The sequence below is a fragment of the Gemmatimonadales bacterium genome (genome assembly GCA_041390145.1).
Lineage (GTDB): Bacteria > Gemmatimonadota > Gemmatimonadetes > Gemmatimonadales > GWC2-71-9 > SPDF01.
Genome location: JAWKQM010000009.1, coordinates 91,592 through 107,084, shown reverse-complemented (window position 1 = coordinate 107,084; position 15,493 = coordinate 91,592). Strand labels below are relative to the sequence as shown.

Sequence of the window (15,493 nt, the reverse complement as noted above, 5' to 3'; positions counted from 1 at the left end):
AGCGGGGCAGCGGGGCAGGTCAACTGCACCGCTATTTCTTTGTGCTACGTCCTTTGGTTGACGCAGGACGCTTCGGCGCGGGGGGCGGCGCCGCCTTGACGGTGTGAGTCGCCTTGACCGCCGGCGACGTGATTGACGCGGTTAGCACCTGGTTGCCCGCCTTCGTTCCCAGCGTCCACTTCGTCCAGACCGCGCCAGACGCGTCACTGACCCCCGATCGCGGGCTGGCGCTCCCTCCCGACACGCTGAAGCGCACCGTCGTATTCGGCACCGGGTTGCCGAACTGATCCCGCACCACCATCCGCACCGACTTCGACAACGGTCTCCCCGCAGTCCCGCCGGCCGGCGCCGCCATGAATACGATCGTCCTGGCCCTGCCGGGTCTGGCCGTGGCAGTGGTCACCACGCTGTCCTTGGTCCCCTCCATCCGCGCCACGGCCCGTACCCCTCCCGCCATCTTCCCCAGCGTCCAGCGCGCACCCGCACGGCCGGTGCTGTCGGTGTGGATGATGGAATCCACCTCGCCACTGTGCGATGCAAACCGGATCGGCACGCCCCCGACACCGTTGCCCAGGCTGTCCAGCGCCCGCACCACGATGGCCTTGGAGAGCGTCAGGCTGACCACGCCGCGCTGCTTGTCGCCGCTCACCAGCCGAAGGGTCGTCGCGTGGCCCGGAGTGACGCGTGCGGAAAGCACAACGGGTGGGATGCTCCGCGGGTTCCCGACCTGCGCCCGGGCCCGCTGCAGCCCCGCCTTCGGCCCCACCCGCCAGTGCGCTGCCGCCATGCCCATGCTGTCGGTGCGCGTGCTCGCCTGGGTGAACGCGCCGCCATCGAGTGCGGTCCAGGTGACCGGCACGTCGGCGAGTACCATGCCCAAGGTGTCGGTCACCTCGATCACGATGGCGCCCGCGATGGCGGTGCCGGCCTCCGCCGTGAGGCTGTCCGGCCGTGCCACAATGATCGTGTTCTCCGCGGTCGGATCGGCTTCGGCGGTCACGATCATGGCGCTGTCGATGCCGCCGACCTCGACGGCCAGCCGCTGCCGTCCTGCCGTCGGCCCCAGCGTCCAGCGCGTGCCGGCCATGCCGAGGGTGTCGGTGGTGACGTACTGCGGTTCGACCTGCCCGGCCGAGGCCGACGGGTCAAACGTCACTTGAACACCGGGGACCGGGCGTCCACTCCGCGATACCACCTGGACCGCCACCGCTGTCGGCAGCTTCTGGTTGACGGCGGCCCGCTGGTCGGCGCCCGCCGTCAGGGTGAGGGACGAAGGGACGGGTGTGACGAGAACTTTTCGCTCGGATGAGAGCCCGGCGGCGACGACGGAAATCTTCGTGATGCCTGGGGAAACACCCTGCAGGGTACCTGCGGTGTCGATAAGCGCCACTTCGGCGTCACCCCCGCTCCAGACCGCATCGACGGGGTCGAGCCAGTTGCCCCGGGCATCGGCTCCCATCGCGCGCAATTCGAGGGTGGTGCCCTCGGCAATCGGAATGACACTGTCGCCGATGATCGCCAGCTCGGTCATGCGAGGTTGCACCACGACGCGCGCACGCCCGGTCCGCCCCCCGATGGCCACCATCACCGTGGTCACGCCAGGGGCCAGCGCCACGACCTGTCCGGCACTGTCGACATGGGCGATGGTGGGATTGTCGACGGTCCAGTGGACAGACGCTGCATGCAAGACTTGTCCGTGGGCATCGGCCGCCACGGTGGCGAAATGCAGGGTGTCGCCGAGGGAGTAGGCGGTGTCGGCCAGGGGAGAAAGCGCGATACGGGTGACTTCCACCACCCCGAGTCCAGCCGCTGCATCGCTGGCATGCGCCGTCCGGCGCCCCGCCACGAACGAGAGGATGGAGACGAGGGCCGCGCCACCGGAGAGAATGGTGGCGAGCAGTTTGATCCTGGTGTCCCACTCCACTTTGCGGACTCGGGCCACACGACACTCCTTGACGTACGGAATAGGCGTCAGAAGCGCCGCAAGGACGGGGCCCTGCAGGTGAAATCGTCAGCTATCTGTACTGTCGACAGTTGCGACAGTCTTTGATCATGGCGATTCCGGGGCCAAGACCATGTAGGAACTCTTCGGTGGGCACTTTCGTAGTGAGATGATCCTCTATTCTCTGGAGTCGTCGATGCTTGGTTCCGCTGTCTCGCTCCTGCGGTCGCGTTTGGCGCGGTCGCTCGCGTTACTTTCGCTGGTGGCCGCCTCGCCCTCCCCTCTCGTCGCCCAGAATTACACCCTGACGCTTCCACAGGTCAGCCCTGCCGCCACCGTGAGCCAGACGGTCGGCCTCACCACATTCTCGGTCGACTACCACCGGCCCGGTGTGAACGGCCGGGTGGTCTGGGGCGGCCTCGAGCCCTACGACTCGGTCTGGCGGGCCGGTGCCAACGACAACACGGTCTTCGCCGCCTCCTCGGCGTTCACCATCGGCGGGAAGACGCTCCCGGCGGGTCGCTACGCGCTGTTCATGATTCCGCGGCGCACGGGGAACTGGACTGTCATCCTGAGCAATCAGCCCAATGCCTGGGGGGCGTTCAGCTATAACCGGGCGGAAGACGCGGCGCGATTCGACGTGGCGCCGAAGGCTGTCGCCCTGACGGAGCGGCTGCGCTATGACTTTGGGGACCCCTCCCCCGATGGCGTGACGCTGTCGATGCGCTGGGACACGGTCGACATCAGTTTCCCGATCACGGTGAACACGAAGGCCGTCGTGATCGACAGCCTCCGGGTGCAGCTCCGGCACTATCCCCGGTTTTACGGGCAGGCGTGGGTGCAGGCCGCCACCTGGGTCCTGGCCAATACGCAGGACGTGCAGCTCGCCGAGGCGTGGGCGGACACCGCCATCGCCCTGGCGCCGACCTTTGCGGCCTACAACGTCAAGGGATGGGCGCTCGACCGCCAGGGGAAGACGGCGGAGGCCGACTCCCTGCGACAGGCACACCTCGGCATCGCGACGGAAGCGGAGATGAACGCCTACGGCTACCAGCTGGTGGGGTTGAAGAAAAACCAGGAGGCGCTCGCCATCTTCATTCGCAACACGAAGGAGCATCCCGGCAGCTGGAACACCTGGGACAGCCTGGGGGAGATGTACGCCACGCTGGGAGACAAGAAGAAGGCGGTGGCGAACTACGAGAAGGCGCTGTCGCTGACGAAGGATCCGGTGCAGCGGACGCGGATCAACGGGATATTGGCGGGGTTGAAGTAGGGAAGGCGGGAAGACTGCAGTCCAAGTCACCGCGCGTTCGGCAGCATCCAGTCGATTTCCCGGAGCAGTGCCTGGACCTCGGGCCGGCGCAGGCCGCCCTGGCCGATTTCACGCTCGACGCGGTACCCGTCCCCGATGTCCGGAAGCTGCGGCGCCCCTGCCATTGCTATTGGCTTGACCGAGTCTTGAGCTCCCGGAACCAATGGTCAACGCGCACGACCGCCGGCGTCCGGGAGGAGGTGGAGACCTCGCGCGGCGAAATGAAGAGGAAATCACGACCATCGGGCGTGACATCGTAGGCCTGGTGGAAGCCGTCAAGGATGAACCCCGAGGCATTGAACAGCGGACGGAGATCGTCGACGGCGAAACCAGGTCCGGCCCGGACATGGGCCGCGATGACCTGGCCGGCGGGATCAACGAAGTAGAGCGTGCGACCGTCGGGGGCCCAGCGGGGCGTCTGTCCCCCCGCGGTGGACACCTGCCACCGCCCGTCGTTGGTGTTGGGGAAGGGGCGCACGTAGACCTCGTTGCGTCCCGACTCATTGGAGGTGTAGGCCAGCCAGCGCACATCGGGGGAGACGGCCGGGTGGAGCTCGGTGTAGGGACTCGTCACCAGCGGCACCAGTGTCGTGTCGCCGTCCAGGCGAATGCCGACGATGTTGCCGGCCCCCTCGTTTGCGTTGTCCGTGCGGGCCACGAGCCAGCGCCCGTCGCGCGACCAGTCCACTTCCTGGAGAATGAACGGTGTTTCCGCGAGGACGGTGTCGGGCCGGCTGCCGTCGGCGAAGCGCGCCGCGACGACGCTCTTCCCGGCCGTGTCGCGGATGAACGCCACCATCCGGCCGTCAGGCGACCAGGTGGGCCGCCGGTCCCCGCCCCCGAAGGAGAGCCGGCTGAACGGACCCCGGTCGAGCTGCTTGATCCAGATGTTGAGTCCGCCAATGCCCGCCCCGGCCCCCACGGCCAGCCGGTGCCCGTCGGGCGCGATGGCCAGCGACGTGAACCGTCCCACCCACGTTGAGTCAATCCGCGTCGCGGCCCCATCGAGGGAGACCCGGACAACGACGTTTTCGTTCCCCTGGACCACCCCCTCGAGGTACATCACGGTGCCCGATGGAGTCCAGGTGAGCTGGGCGAATCCAAAACCCACATAGACATTCCCGAGCGCCGGCACACCCACCCCGGTGAGTTCGAGGCGGTCGAGGTCGAAGGGGGCGACAAGCGCGGTCCCGTCGCGCTGGACATACAGCAGCTGGCCGGTGGGCAGGTACCACCCCTGCGCGACCTCGCCCAGGAGCAGTTTCTGCTCGCCGGAACGCAGGTCCAGCACGCGGAGGCTCATCGTGACACACCCCGAACTGCAGGCCTGGAAAAGCACTCCGCGTGCACCCGGAAGCGCCACCGGGTAGCCCACGCCGACCCCCTGCAGCCCGTTGGTGTTGAACACGCTCGTCGCCTCACCCCCCGCGTCGCTGATTCGCATGAGTTGATTCAGGTCCGTGGACACGTAGATCATCGTCCCGTCGTCGAGCCAGGCAACGCCGCCGAAGCCGCCGGCCACCGAGTCGGCCACCTTGACCACGGCGCCTCCCGAGATACGCGCCTTCTGGAGTTGCCCGTCAGCCACGAAGGCGATCCACTGTCCATCCGGCGAGAAGACCGGGTTGGCGGCGCGCTCGGTGCCGGACAGGGCGATGGGCTTGAGCGTGCCCGCCCGCTTGACCCAGAGCATGCCGTTCTGCGCCTCGTCCCGGAAGACCAGCGTGGCTCCGTCCGGCGACAGGGCAAGCGCCGGTTGAGCGGCATTCGGCTTGAGGCTGTCGCCGAGCGCGATGTACTGGTGCGTGGCGGGCACGTCGGCCGCCGCCCGCGCCCGCACCCACCCCCACGCGGCGAGAATGGTGGCGGCGACCGCCGCGACGGCGGCCACCGTGAATCTCCGCTGCCAGGTCCGACTGCCTGGTCCGGCCGACGCTGACGCCGCGAGCATGGCGGTCGACTGGTACTTGGTGTCGGCCAGCGCGGCGGCAAATTCCGCTGCCGTGGCGAAGCGGTCGGCAGGGAGCTTTTCGAGAGCAGTGAACACCGCCGCCTCGACCTGGGGCGGGATAGTGTGGCGCTGACTGGTGATCGAGCGCGGAGTCTCGGTCACCACCCGCGCGATGATCGCCTGGGCGGTGGGCCCCATGAATGGCGGCTCGCCGGTGAGCATTTCATAGAGCACGCAGCCAAGGGCATAGACATCGGAGCGGGCGGTGATCTCGCGCTCGCCCATGGCCTGTTCGGGGCTCATGTAGTGCGGCGTGCCGAGGCTCATCCCGGTCTCGGTCATCCGGGTGCTGCCCGCCTTGCTTGCGGCGAGCGCGATGCCGAAGTCGGCCACCAGCGCCGAGCCGTCGTGCAGCAGGATGTTCTCAGGCTTGATGTCGCGGTGGATCACCCCGTGCCGGTGGGCGTAGTCGAGCGCCGCCGCTACCTCGGTCGCGATGCGGACGGCATCCGCCACCGGAAGCTGCTTCTCGCGGGTGAGCCGGTCGCGGACCGTCTCGCCCTCCACGTATGGCATGACATAGAACAGGAATCCGTCGGCCTCACCGCTGTCGAAGAGCGGGAGGATATGCGGATGCTGGAGGTTGGCGGTGGTCTTGATTTCGCTCAGGAACCGCTCGGCGCCGATGACCGCGGCCAACTCGGGCCGCAGCACCTTGACCGCCACCTTGCGATCGTGGCGGAGGTCCTCGGCGAGGTAGACGGTGGCCATCCCCCCCTCGCCGAGTTCGTCGAGGAGGCGGTAGCGGTCGGCCAGGGCGGCGGTGAGACGGGTGGCGTCGGTCAGGCGGTGACTCCCGTGGCAAGAATCCACAACGATACGGCAAAGCGGCGAGGGCGGCTAGAGGCTCAGCGTGGGGCTCCGGCGGCGCCCTGCAGTTGCTGCATCAGGGCGGGAAGGTGCTGGATGATCACGATCCGGGTGGCCGGGTTGCGGCGCACCAGCGCGAAGGTCTGGCCATCAGGGCTGAGGGCGTAGTTGGTGTGGGGTGTGGTGCCGACGTAGTCCGCCATCGAGAAGAGCGAACGCCGATCGAGGACGGCGACCTCGGGTGCGGTCCGGATGGTGGCGGCCGTCATCACGTCGACCCCGTTCTCGCGCCCCCGGTAGTAGAGGGTCTGGCCACCCGGGCTCCAGAGCGGCTCCGTGCCGCCCGTCACGGAGATCTGCACCTGGTCGCCGTCGCCGGTGAGGGGGCGAACATAGACCTGGTTGTCGCCGGACTGGTCCGATGCGAAGGCGAGCCACCGGCCATCGGGTGAAACGGACGGAAACTGCTCATTGAAGGGACTGGCCACCACGGCGCGCAGCGGGCCGCGGCCGGCGCTGTCGAGGATCGCGATGTCGGCGCGTGAGTCGCCGCTCAGGTCATTGCCGGCGGTGACCAGGGCGCTGCCGTCCGGCAACCAGCGCCCGGTATAGGTCAGGTTGATCGAGGCAAAGAGCGACTCGGCTGCCTCGGCGCTGCCGGGGCGCTTGCGGTAGACCCCGAGATTCCCCGACCGGACCGAGGAATAGGTGATGAACCGTCCGTCCGGAACCCAGGTGGCATCATGGCCATCCCGGTCGAAGGTGGTGCGGGAGAGCGTGCCGCTCTCGAGTGAGAGGATCCAGACATCCCGGCCATCCGCGGTGTTGAAGTCCACCGAGAGGCGCCGCCCGTCCGGCGAGAACTCGGGGGCATGGTAGTTGTGCAGCTCCGCGGCCGCGGAGTGCGCCGCTCCCGACAGGTCCACGAACTGGAGGGAGCGGGGCTCCTCCGGCACGTACGCCACCGTGCCGTTGGGCGCCACCGCGAACTGGGCAAGCCCGGTGCCGGTCACCGACACGCCAGGCGCGAGGCGGATGCCGGGTCCCACCGGAGCGGGACGGTCCGGATCGAACGGCGCGGCGAGCAGGGTGCCGTCGAGCTGGACCCAGAGGAGGTAGCCAGCGGTGTACCGCGCCTCGACCATCTGCTGCTCGATCAGCGGGCTGGTGCTGCCATCCCGCAGGTCGAGGAGAAGCAGCGGTCCGGCGGCGGAGGCGAGCTTGCGCCCGACGAGCGCGTGCCGCCCGCCCGGGAGAACCTGGAGCATCTGCAGGGAGTTGTCCTGGTCGGCCGCGAATTGAATGACCGAGTCCCCTGGCGTGAGGGCCAGCAGCCCGCGACCGAGCCCGACGCCGGGGCTGAACCAGAGCGTGCCGTCGGGCCCCCACGCGGCCCCGCCGGTGCCCATGACGCGGTCCGGCAACGGGGAGGGCGTACCGCCACCGACCGGCAGCCGGAAGGTCGACCCCGCATTGACGGCGGCGTAGAGCCAGCGGCCGTCAGGCGAGACGAGCGGGCTTCCGTAGTTCGTCGTGCCATCGAGAGGCGTTGGCTCCAGCGCGGAGAGCGGCTGCCGCATCAGCTGGTTGGCGCCATCGGCGTCGAGGCCGACATAGAAGACGGTGCCGCCGTCGGGCGAGAGCGCCAGCCAGCGCTGGATGGACGATCCGCCCGAGCCACCCAGTCCGGGTGCGAGGAGCGCAAGGCGGGACGGGGGCCCGGGAGCCGGCACGGGACGGAGCCAGCCCCACGTGGCGGCGATCACGGCGATCGCCGCGAGGACGGCCAGCGGGGCGGCGGGGCCGGAAAGGCGCCCGCGCCCTGCTCGGCCCCGGTCGGCCGGCGTGGTCCTCGAGACACGGACCGGGTTCACGAGCCCTGCGGCGAATTCCGCCGCGGAGGCGAATCGGTCGGCGGGGAGCTTCTCGAGCGCGGTGAGGACGGTGTCCTCCACCTCGGGCGGGACCCGCTCCCGCCGTGCCGTCAATCCAGCCGGCTTCTCGGTCATCACCTTGGCCACGATGGACTGCGCCGTCGGTCCGGTGAAGGGCGGCTCGCCGAGGAGCATCTCGTAGAGGACGCAGCCGAGGGCGTAGACATCGGAGCGGGCGGTGATGTCGCGCTCGCCCATCGCCTGCTCGGGGCTCATGTAGTGCGGGGTGCCGAGCGACATGCCGGTCTCGGTCATCCGGGTGCCGCCGGCCTTGCTGGCGGCGAGCGCGATGCCGAAGTCGGCCACCAGCGCCGAGCCGTCGTGCAGCAGGATGTTCTCGGGCTTGATGTCGCGGTGGATGACACCGTGGCGGTGGGCGTAGTCGAGCGCGCTGGCCACTTCGGAGGCGATCCGCACCGCATCGGCGATGGGGAGCTGCTTCTCGCGGTCGATGCGGTCGCGCATCGTTTCGCCCTGCACGTACGGCATCACGTAGAAGAGGAAGCTGTCCGCCACCCCGCTATCGAACAGCGGGAGAATGTGGGGATGCTGCAGGTTGGCGGTGGTCTTGATCTCGGAGAGGAACCGGTCCGCGCCGATGACCGCCGCGAGCTCGGGCCGCAGGACCTTGATGGCCACCTGGCGGTCGTGCTTCAGGTCTGCGGCGAGATAGACCGTGGCCATGCCGCCCTGCCCCAGCTCCCGCTCGATGCGGTAGCGGTCGGCCAGGGCTGCGGTGAGGCGGGAGGGCGCAGTCATAGGGAGGGAAGATGGGGCCCCATGCCCCGGAGTGCCACCCATCGGCGCGTTTGACAGTCTCTCTTCGGCCGGTAAATTGGTGGGGACCTTGGCTTCAGTCCGCGCCGCCCCCCCTTCGGCAGGAGTATATGGCAACCGCTCGAGGCGAACTCCGGTCCGCAATGGCCGGCGTCCTTCTTCTTGTCGCCTTTACCGTCCCCGCCCAAGGTCAGCAGGGTACGCCCGCTGGCGTTCCTGTCCTTACCCTGGACGCCGCTCTCGCCCTCGCCATTCAGGGCAACGTGGCCCTCGCCGACGCAACGCTGGGAGTCACCAAAGCGACCGCCTCGGTCGGTGCCGCAAGGACCCGGCACCTTCCCTCGCTCATTCTCGAGGCAGGCGCCAACTACAGCTTTAACCGCCAGGGGTTCACGGTGCCGGCCGGCGAGTTCGGCACCTACCCGATTGTCGGCCCCATTCCCGACTCCAGCACCACGATCCAGTCCATCGATGGGCCGTATGGGGCCGCGTCCGCCAGCGTGACGCAGCCGGTCCTGCAACTCCATCGGATCGGCCTGATGGTCAACCAGTTCGAGCTGGAGGAGTCGCTGGCCGAACAGGAACTCCGGGGCAGGCGGCAGGAGGTCGTCAAGCAGGTGCGCCAGCAGTACTACGAGATGCTCAAGACCCAAAGCGCGCTCGACGCGGCGGTGACGAGCGTCGCGTTCTACCAGGCGCTGGTAGCACTGGTGCAGCAGTACGTGGCGCAAGAGGTGGCGCAGGAATACGAGGCGATGGAGACCCGGGCCCGCCTGGCCCGTTCCGAGTACACGGTGCGCCGGGAGACGAACGCCTTGCTCACCCAGCAGGAGCGCTTCAACAATCTCCTTGGACGTGACCCCGCCACCCGCTTCCGTGTCGAAGAGCAGGTGCCGGCCCCGATCGGCTATCCGCCGCTCGCGCAAGCCGAGTCGCTGGCGATTGCGCAGCGCCCCGATGTGCAGGCGCGCGGCCTGCGGATGCAACAGGCCGAAACCGGGTACCGGCTAACGAAGGCCGAATATCTGCCGGATCTCAACGTGTTCATGAAGTACTCCCAGCTGGTAAATGTGGACTTCGTGCCCGCCACCGACTGGTCGGTGGGACTCCAGTTCCGATGGGATATCTACGACTGGGGCCGGAAGAGCCAGGATCTCCAGAAGAAGCGGGCTGAGGTGGCGCAGGCGGAGAACGAGCTGGCACACACCAAGGCGCAGGTGTCAATCGAGGTGGCGGCGCGGCTGCGGGACGTGACCCAGGCGGAGGAACTGGTCAAGGTGACCGAGTTGACCCGTCAGGCTGCGACAGAAAAGTTGCGGGTGCTGACCAACGAGTACCGGGAGCAGGACGCGCTCCTCAAGGATGTTCTCCAGGCCGAGTCGGAGCTGGCGGACGCCAACAACGAGTACCAGCGGGCGCTGCTGTCGTTCTGGACGGCACAGGCCGAGCTGGATAAGGCCCTGGGAGGCACCTGATGAGCCGGTGGCGACAGATGTCGGCGGCAGTAGTGGCGATTCTCGTGGCCGGGTGCGGCGGGCACGCGAGTGACGCACCGGCTGGTGTGCCGGTCAAGGTGATGGTGGTGGGAGCGAGCGGAGGGGTGGACGGGATCCGCTATTCGGCCACCGTCACGCCTCGGGCGCAGGTGGATCTCGCCTTCAAGGTGAACGGCTTCGTCGTCGAGATTCATCAGGTGCAGGGCGCGGATGCCCGCGCCCGGGATCTGCAGCAGGGCGATGCGGTCCGGAAGGGACAGGTTCTCGCCAAGGTGCGCCCTGACGAGTACCAGGACCAGCTCACGAAGGCGAAGGCGAACCTGGCCAAGGCCCAGGCCTCGCTCGACAAGAGCTCGGCCGACTTCCGACGCGCCACCAATCTCCAGGCCACGAACAGCATCACCGGTTCCGATTTCGATTCCGCGAAGCAGGAATACGAGACCTCGGTCGCGGCGGTGGACGGTGCCAAGGCACAGGTGAACGAGGCCGAATTGAATCTGGGCTACACCTCCCTGAAGGCGCCCATGGATGGGGTTCTGCTCAAGCGTAACATTGAGGTCGGAACACTCGTGGGCCCCGGCACCGTGGCATTCACCCTGGCCGACCTGAGCTCGGTCAAGGTGGTCTTCGGGGTGCCCGACGTCATGCTCTCGAGCGTCGCCCTCGGTCGCCAGATCGGCATCACGACCGCCTCGGCGCCTGATCGGGTGTTCACCGGCACCGTCACCGCGGTCGCCCCCTCCGCCAACAGCCTGACGCGCGTGAGTACCGTGGAAGTCTCGGTGACCAATGCCGACGGTGCATTGCGTGACGGGATGGTTGCGAGCCTTGTCGTCCCGCCCAACGTTGCGAAGAGCGCCGCGACGGCGCCCGTCCTGGTGAGCGTGCCACTCGACGCGGTGGTGCGGGCGACCCCCGGGGACACCGGCTACGCCGTCATGCGGGTCGTGGCGGACAGCGGGCGCGACATCGCACGGCTCACGCCGGTGACACTGGGAGAGGTGACCGGCAACGCCATCCTGGTCCGCACGGGGCTCGCGGCCGGCGATCGCGTGATTGTCAGCGGCGCGACAATCGTGCAGGACGGCGATGTCGTTCGGTCGGTGGACTAAACGGAGCCGCCGATGACACACGACCCCCGAACGGAGCACGAGCGCGCCGCGTCCACCCACAACACGGCGCGTTTCTTTGTCGAAAACCGCCACGTGTCCTGGGTCCTGCTCGCGCTCGTGGTCGCTTGGGGCCTCTACGGCTACACGCACATGCCGAAGCGCAAGGATCCGGTGATCCCGGTGCGGGTGGCCACCGCCATCACCCCCTGGCCGGGAACCAGTGCGGAAGAGGTGGAGCAGCTGGTCACCCGGCAGGTCGAAATGACCGCCGCGCAGAACCCGACGCTGCACCCCACCGGCGCCAGCGACTACGGGATCAAGTCACTCACTGTGGCCGGGCTGTCCATCGTCACGATTCAACTCGCCGAAGATGTCGACGATCCCGAGAAGGAATTCAGCGACATCAATCTGAAGCTCGCCGCCCTCAACAGCAGCCTGCCGCAGGGGGCCGGGCCGATCCAGTTCAACAGCGGGTTCGGCGAGACGGCGGCCCTGCTCCTCACCGTGGCGAGCCCGCACGAGAGCGAAGTGGAGCTCGCGCTCCGCGCCCGCGACATCAACGCCGCGATCGCCCGGGCCCGCGAGCGGGTGGCAGCGGGCTCTACGGCGGCCCTCATCGTGGCCCTTCCTCAGTCCATGAATCCGGTGCTCGTCACCCGGGCGGTCCGGCTCTTCGGCGAATCGCTGCGGCGAAACGGCACCGCGACGCGGACCGCGCCACTCCTTGGCGCCGGGTTTGCCGGTCTGGACCTCAGCACCACTGCGAGCGACTCGGCACTCCTCGCGGCGTTCGACCACTTTACCCGCACTGACCTCGGCCTCAACGGATTCTCCCCAGATGCCTGGCCTCCGATCGTAGTCCGCGATACCGCGGGCACCGAGGCGGCGCTGACTGCTTCGGGTGGCGACAAGTACACCTATCGCGACCTCGACCAGTTCACCGACCTCATTACCCGCCAGCTCCTTGGCGTGCCGCTTGTTGCCAAGGTGCAGCGATCAGGGGTGCTGCCGGAGCAGATCTTCCTGGCCTACGACCAGGAGCAGCTGGCGTCCTACGGCATTCAGCCGGCAAGCATCAAGAGCATCCTGAGCGCACGGAACACGCTGGTACCCGGCGGGGTGCTGCAGGCGGGTGATATCAACGTAGTGGTAAACCCGACAGGGTCGTTCGAGAGTGAGCAGGACCTGAATGACGTGATCATCAGCACGGCGGGCGGCACTCCAGTGTACCTGCGCCAGGTCGCAAACGTCTTTCGCGGGTACCAGAGCCCACCCCGCTATCTAAACTTCAATACCAGCCGCGACAGCACGGGCGAGTGGCGTCGGCATCGGGCCATTTCGCTCGGCATCCAGATGCGGAGTGGCGAACAGATCGATGCGTTCGGGACCGCGGTGAACTCGGCGCTGGAGAGCATGAGCGGTCGGCTGCCGGAGGACCTCGTCCTCTCGCGCACCTCCGACCAGCCGAAGCAGGTGCAGGAGAACATCGACCTCTTCATGGACGCCCTGTACGAGGCCATCCTGCTGGTCGTGGTGGTGGCGCTCATCGGATTCTGGGAGTGGCGCGCGGCGCTGCTCATGATGCTCGCCATCCCCATCACGCTCGCAATGACCTTCGGGACGATCTTTGTGCTCGGAGTCGATCTCCAGCAAGTGTCCGTAGCGACGCTGATCCTGGCCCTCGGCCTCCTGGTGGACGACCCGGTGGTAGCAGGCGATGCCATCAAACGCGATCTCGCGGCTGGAGACCCGCCGCTCCAGGCCGCCTGGTGGGGGCCCACCAAGCTGGCCACCGCCATTCTCTTTGCCACGATCACGAACGTCGTGGCCTATCTCCCCATGCTGATGCTTACGGGCAACCAGGGGGAGTTCCTCCACAGCCTGCCGATCGTGATGGCGACCGCATTGATCGCGTCGCGCATCGTCTCGATGACGTTTATCCCCCTCCTCGGCTACTACATCCTCCGGCCGAGCACGAAGCCGGAGCCGACCATCGAGGAGCGGCGGAGCCGCGGGTTTACAGGGTGGTACTTCCGGGTCGGTCACTACGCCATTGAACACCGGCGCAAGGTCCTGGCGGGTTCCATGGTGTTCCTGGCCCTCGGTGTCGTGCTGAAGCGTTCCCTCAAGGAGACCTTTTTCCCTGACGACGTGCAGTACCTCTCCTACGTCGACGTCTGGCTCCCGAATCCGACGGCCCTCCCCGCCACCAACGCCACGGCTGCCGCGGCCGAAGTCGTCATCCGTGAGGCCGCCGCGGAGTTCGGGGTCAGGCATGGAAAGGACGGGCAGCCGAAGGAGATCCTCGAGTCGATCACCTCGTTCATCGGGGGCGGCGCACCGCGGTTCTGGTTCTCGGTGACCCCGGAACAGCAGCAGCAGAACTATGCCCAGTTGATTGTGAAGGTGAAGGACAAGGATGACACACCCGCACTGGCGGGTGAACTGCAGCGCGCGCTTACGGCGCGGGTCCCCAACGCCATGATTGATGTGCGGCAACTGCAGACCAACCCCGTGCCGTATCCGATCGCGGTGCGCCTAACGGCGCCGCCGGCAATATCGCGCGATGAACTGGCGTATGAAGCGACGCTGCGCCGGTTGTCGGCCGACGTGCAGGCGATTCTCAGGCAATCGCCGCGGGCCGCACGCGTCCGCGACGACTGGGGGGCGCAGAGCTTCGCCGCGACGCTGCGCATCGATCCCGATCGCGCCAACCTGGCGGGCGTCACCAACCAGGACGTGGCAGCGGCATCGGCCGCCGGACTCAACGGAACGATGGTGGCCACGCTGCGCGAGGGAAACAAACAGATTCCCATCATCGCGCGCCTCCAGCCGCGGGAACGGGCCACGCTGGGGGATCTGGACAATCTCTACGTCTATTCGATGGAAAATCGGAACAAGATTCCGATCCGGGAAGTCGCGAGTTTCGAGTATGGAATGGAAACCCAACGGACGCGCCGCCAGGATCAGGTGCGGCAGGTGACCGTCTTCGGCTTTCCCGCACCGGGCTCGCTGGCATCGGAGGTGTACGGTCCGGTCGCGAAGCAGCTGGCGGAGTACAGCAAGACGCTGCCGCCGGGATACAGCCTCATCATTTCAGGGGAGCAGGCCAAGAGCGTAGAAGGATTTGCCCAGCTCAAGATCGTGATGCTGGTGTCCATCCTGATGATCTTCCTCGCCCTGGTGCTCCAGTTCCGGAATGCGGTCAAACCCCTCATCGTCTTCGCCGCGGTGCCGTACGGAATTGTCGGGGCGCTGGCGTCGCTCTATGTCACGGGCACCAGCTTCGGTTTCATGGCGCTGCTCGGCATCGTAAGCCTGATCGGCGTGATCGTGAGCCATGTCATCGTGCTCTTCGACTTCATCGAGGAGATGCACGCCAAGGGCGAGCCGCTCATCGAATCGCTCCTCGACGCAGGCATCGTTCGCCTGCGGCCGGTGCTGATTACCGTGGGGGCCACCGTACTGGCGCTGCTCCCGCTCGCGCTGCACGGCGGACCGCTATGGCAGCCGCTCTGCTATGCTCAGATCGGCGGGCTGCTGATCGCGACCGGGGTGACCCTGATCCTGGTGCCGGTGATCTACGCGATCTGCGTGCTGGACCTGAAGATTGTCAAATGGGAAGACAAGGAGGTGCTGGCGTGAACCAACGTTCCTGGCGCGTGATGGCGACCGCGCTGGCGCTGATCCTGGTGGCGGGCCCCGTGTCGGCTCAGGCTGCCGCCAAGGGAGCCGACGCCATCCTCGGCACCTGGTGGACGGAGGACAGCGCCTCGAAGGTAAAGATCGTCGACAGCGCCGGGACCTATTCCGCCGTGGTGACCTGGGTGCCGAACAACGCCGAGGGCAAGCCGCCGGTGGATGTGAAGAACAGCGACTCCGCACTTCGGACCCGGCCGATCCTCGGAATCACGATCCTGTCAGGATTCGCGTACGGAGGAAACGGGGTCTGGAACAAGGGCAAGATCTACGCGCCAAAGAAGGGCAAGAGCTTCAGCGGTCAACTTACGCTCGGCGCTGACGGGACGTTGCAGGTCAAGGCGAAGTCGGGCCCGGCGTCCAAGACCGTCACGTGGGTGAGAGACTAGCGAGAGCGTCC

The 15,493-nt window shown here is 67.5% G+C and carries 9 protein-coding genes; 5 read left to right on the top strand and 4 right to left on the bottom strand.

Annotated elements, in window-relative coordinates; all coding sequences use genetic code 11:
- Positions 1–31 precede the first annotated feature (31 nt).
- Positions 32–1,942, bottom strand: a complete 1,911-nt coding sequence (locus R2910_09420) for an Ig-like domain-containing protein (GenBank protein ID MEZ4413190.1) — start codon at positions 1,940–1,942, stop codon at positions 32–34.
- Positions 1,943–2,138: 196 nt separating this feature from the next.
- Here R2910_09420 and R2910_09415 point away from each other — a divergent pair, with 196 nt between their 5' ends.
- Positions 2,139–3,215, top strand: a complete 1,077-nt coding sequence (locus R2910_09415) for a DUF2911 domain-containing protein (protein MEZ4413189.1) — start codon at positions 2,139–2,141, stop codon at positions 3,213–3,215.
- A 26-nt stretch (positions 3,216–3,241) separates the two neighbouring features.
- Here the strand turns inward: R2910_09415 and R2910_09410 are convergent, their stop codons facing one another.
- The 3 genes from R2910_09410 to R2910_09400 are packed head-to-tail and all read right to left on the bottom strand — an operon-like array spanning position 3,242 to position 8,768.
- The gene (locus tag R2910_09410) at positions 3,242–3,379 is read right to left on the bottom strand and encodes a hypothetical protein (GenBank protein ID MEZ4413188.1); all 138 of its coding nucleotides are present in this window, start codon (positions 3,377–3,379) and stop codon (positions 3,242–3,244) included.
- Between the two features lie 2 nt (positions 3,380–3,381).
- Positions 3,382–6,078, bottom strand: coding sequence for a protein kinase (locus R2910_09405; protein MEZ4413187.1), 2,697 nt, complete (start codon positions 6,076–6,078; stop codon positions 3,382–3,384).
- Between the two features lie 35 nt (positions 6,079–6,113).
- On the bottom strand, positions 6,114–8,768 hold the full coding sequence (locus R2910_09400; protein ID MEZ4413186.1) for a protein kinase: 2,655 nt from the start codon (positions 8,766–8,768) through the stop codon (positions 6,114–6,116).
- A 128-nt stretch (positions 8,769–8,896) separates the two neighbouring features.
- On the opposite strand from R2910_09400, the gene R2910_09395 reads away from it, so the two are divergent.
- Genes R2910_09395 through R2910_09380 form a run of 4 tightly spaced genes read left to right on the top strand, consistent with a single transcriptional unit; the run spans position 8,897 to position 15,482 of the window.
- Positions 8,897–10,261, top strand: a complete 1,365-nt coding sequence (locus tag R2910_09395) for a TolC family protein (GenBank protein ID MEZ4413185.1) — start codon at positions 8,897–8,899, stop codon at positions 10,259–10,261.
- Entirely contained in the window at positions 10,261–11,394 is a 1,134-nt protein-coding gene (locus R2910_09390) for an efflux RND transporter periplasmic adaptor subunit (GenBank protein ID MEZ4413184.1), read from the top strand. The genes R2910_09395 and R2910_09390 overlap by 1 nt, the downstream gene beginning before the upstream one ends.
- A 12-nt stretch (positions 11,395–11,406) precedes the next feature.
- Positions 11,407–15,039 carry an efflux RND transporter permease subunit gene (locus tag R2910_09385; GenBank protein MEZ4413183.1) on the top strand — a complete coding sequence of 1,211 codons (3,633 nt, stop codon included), beginning with the start codon at positions 11,407–11,409 and terminating at the stop codon, positions 15,037–15,039.
- Complete coding sequence (locus R2910_09380) at positions 15,036–15,482, top strand: DUF2147 domain-containing protein (protein MEZ4413182.1); 447 nt, start codon at positions 15,036–15,038, stop codon at positions 15,480–15,482. The genes R2910_09385 and R2910_09380 overlap by 4 nt, the downstream gene beginning before the upstream one ends.
- The last annotated feature ends 11 nt before the right edge of the window (positions 15,483–15,493 follow it).

Excerpts from the sequence above, each read along its gene's own strand:
- R2910_09385 (MEZ4413183.1), top strand. The coding sequence starts at position 11,407 with ATGACACACGACCCCCGAACGGAGCACGAGCGCGCCGCGTCCACCCAC.
- R2910_09400 (MEZ4413186.1), bottom strand. The coding sequence starts at position 8,768 with ATGACTGCGCCCTCCCGCCTCACCGCAGCCCTGGCCGACCGCTACCGC.
- R2910_09395 (MEZ4413185.1), top strand. The coding sequence starts at position 8,897 with ATGGCAACCGCTCGAGGCGAACTCCGGTCCGCAATGGCCGGCGTCCTT.
- R2910_09415 (MEZ4413189.1), top strand. The coding sequence starts at position 2,139 with ATGCTTGGTTCCGCTGTCTCGCTCCTGCGGTCGCGTTTGGCGCGGTCG.
- R2910_09410 (MEZ4413188.1), bottom strand. The coding sequence starts at position 3,379 with ATGGCAGGGGCGCCGCAGCTTCCGGACATCGGGGACGGGTACCGCGTC.
- R2910_09390 (MEZ4413184.1), top strand. The coding sequence starts at position 10,261 with ATGAGCCGGTGGCGACAGATGTCGGCGGCAGTAGTGGCGATTCTCGTG.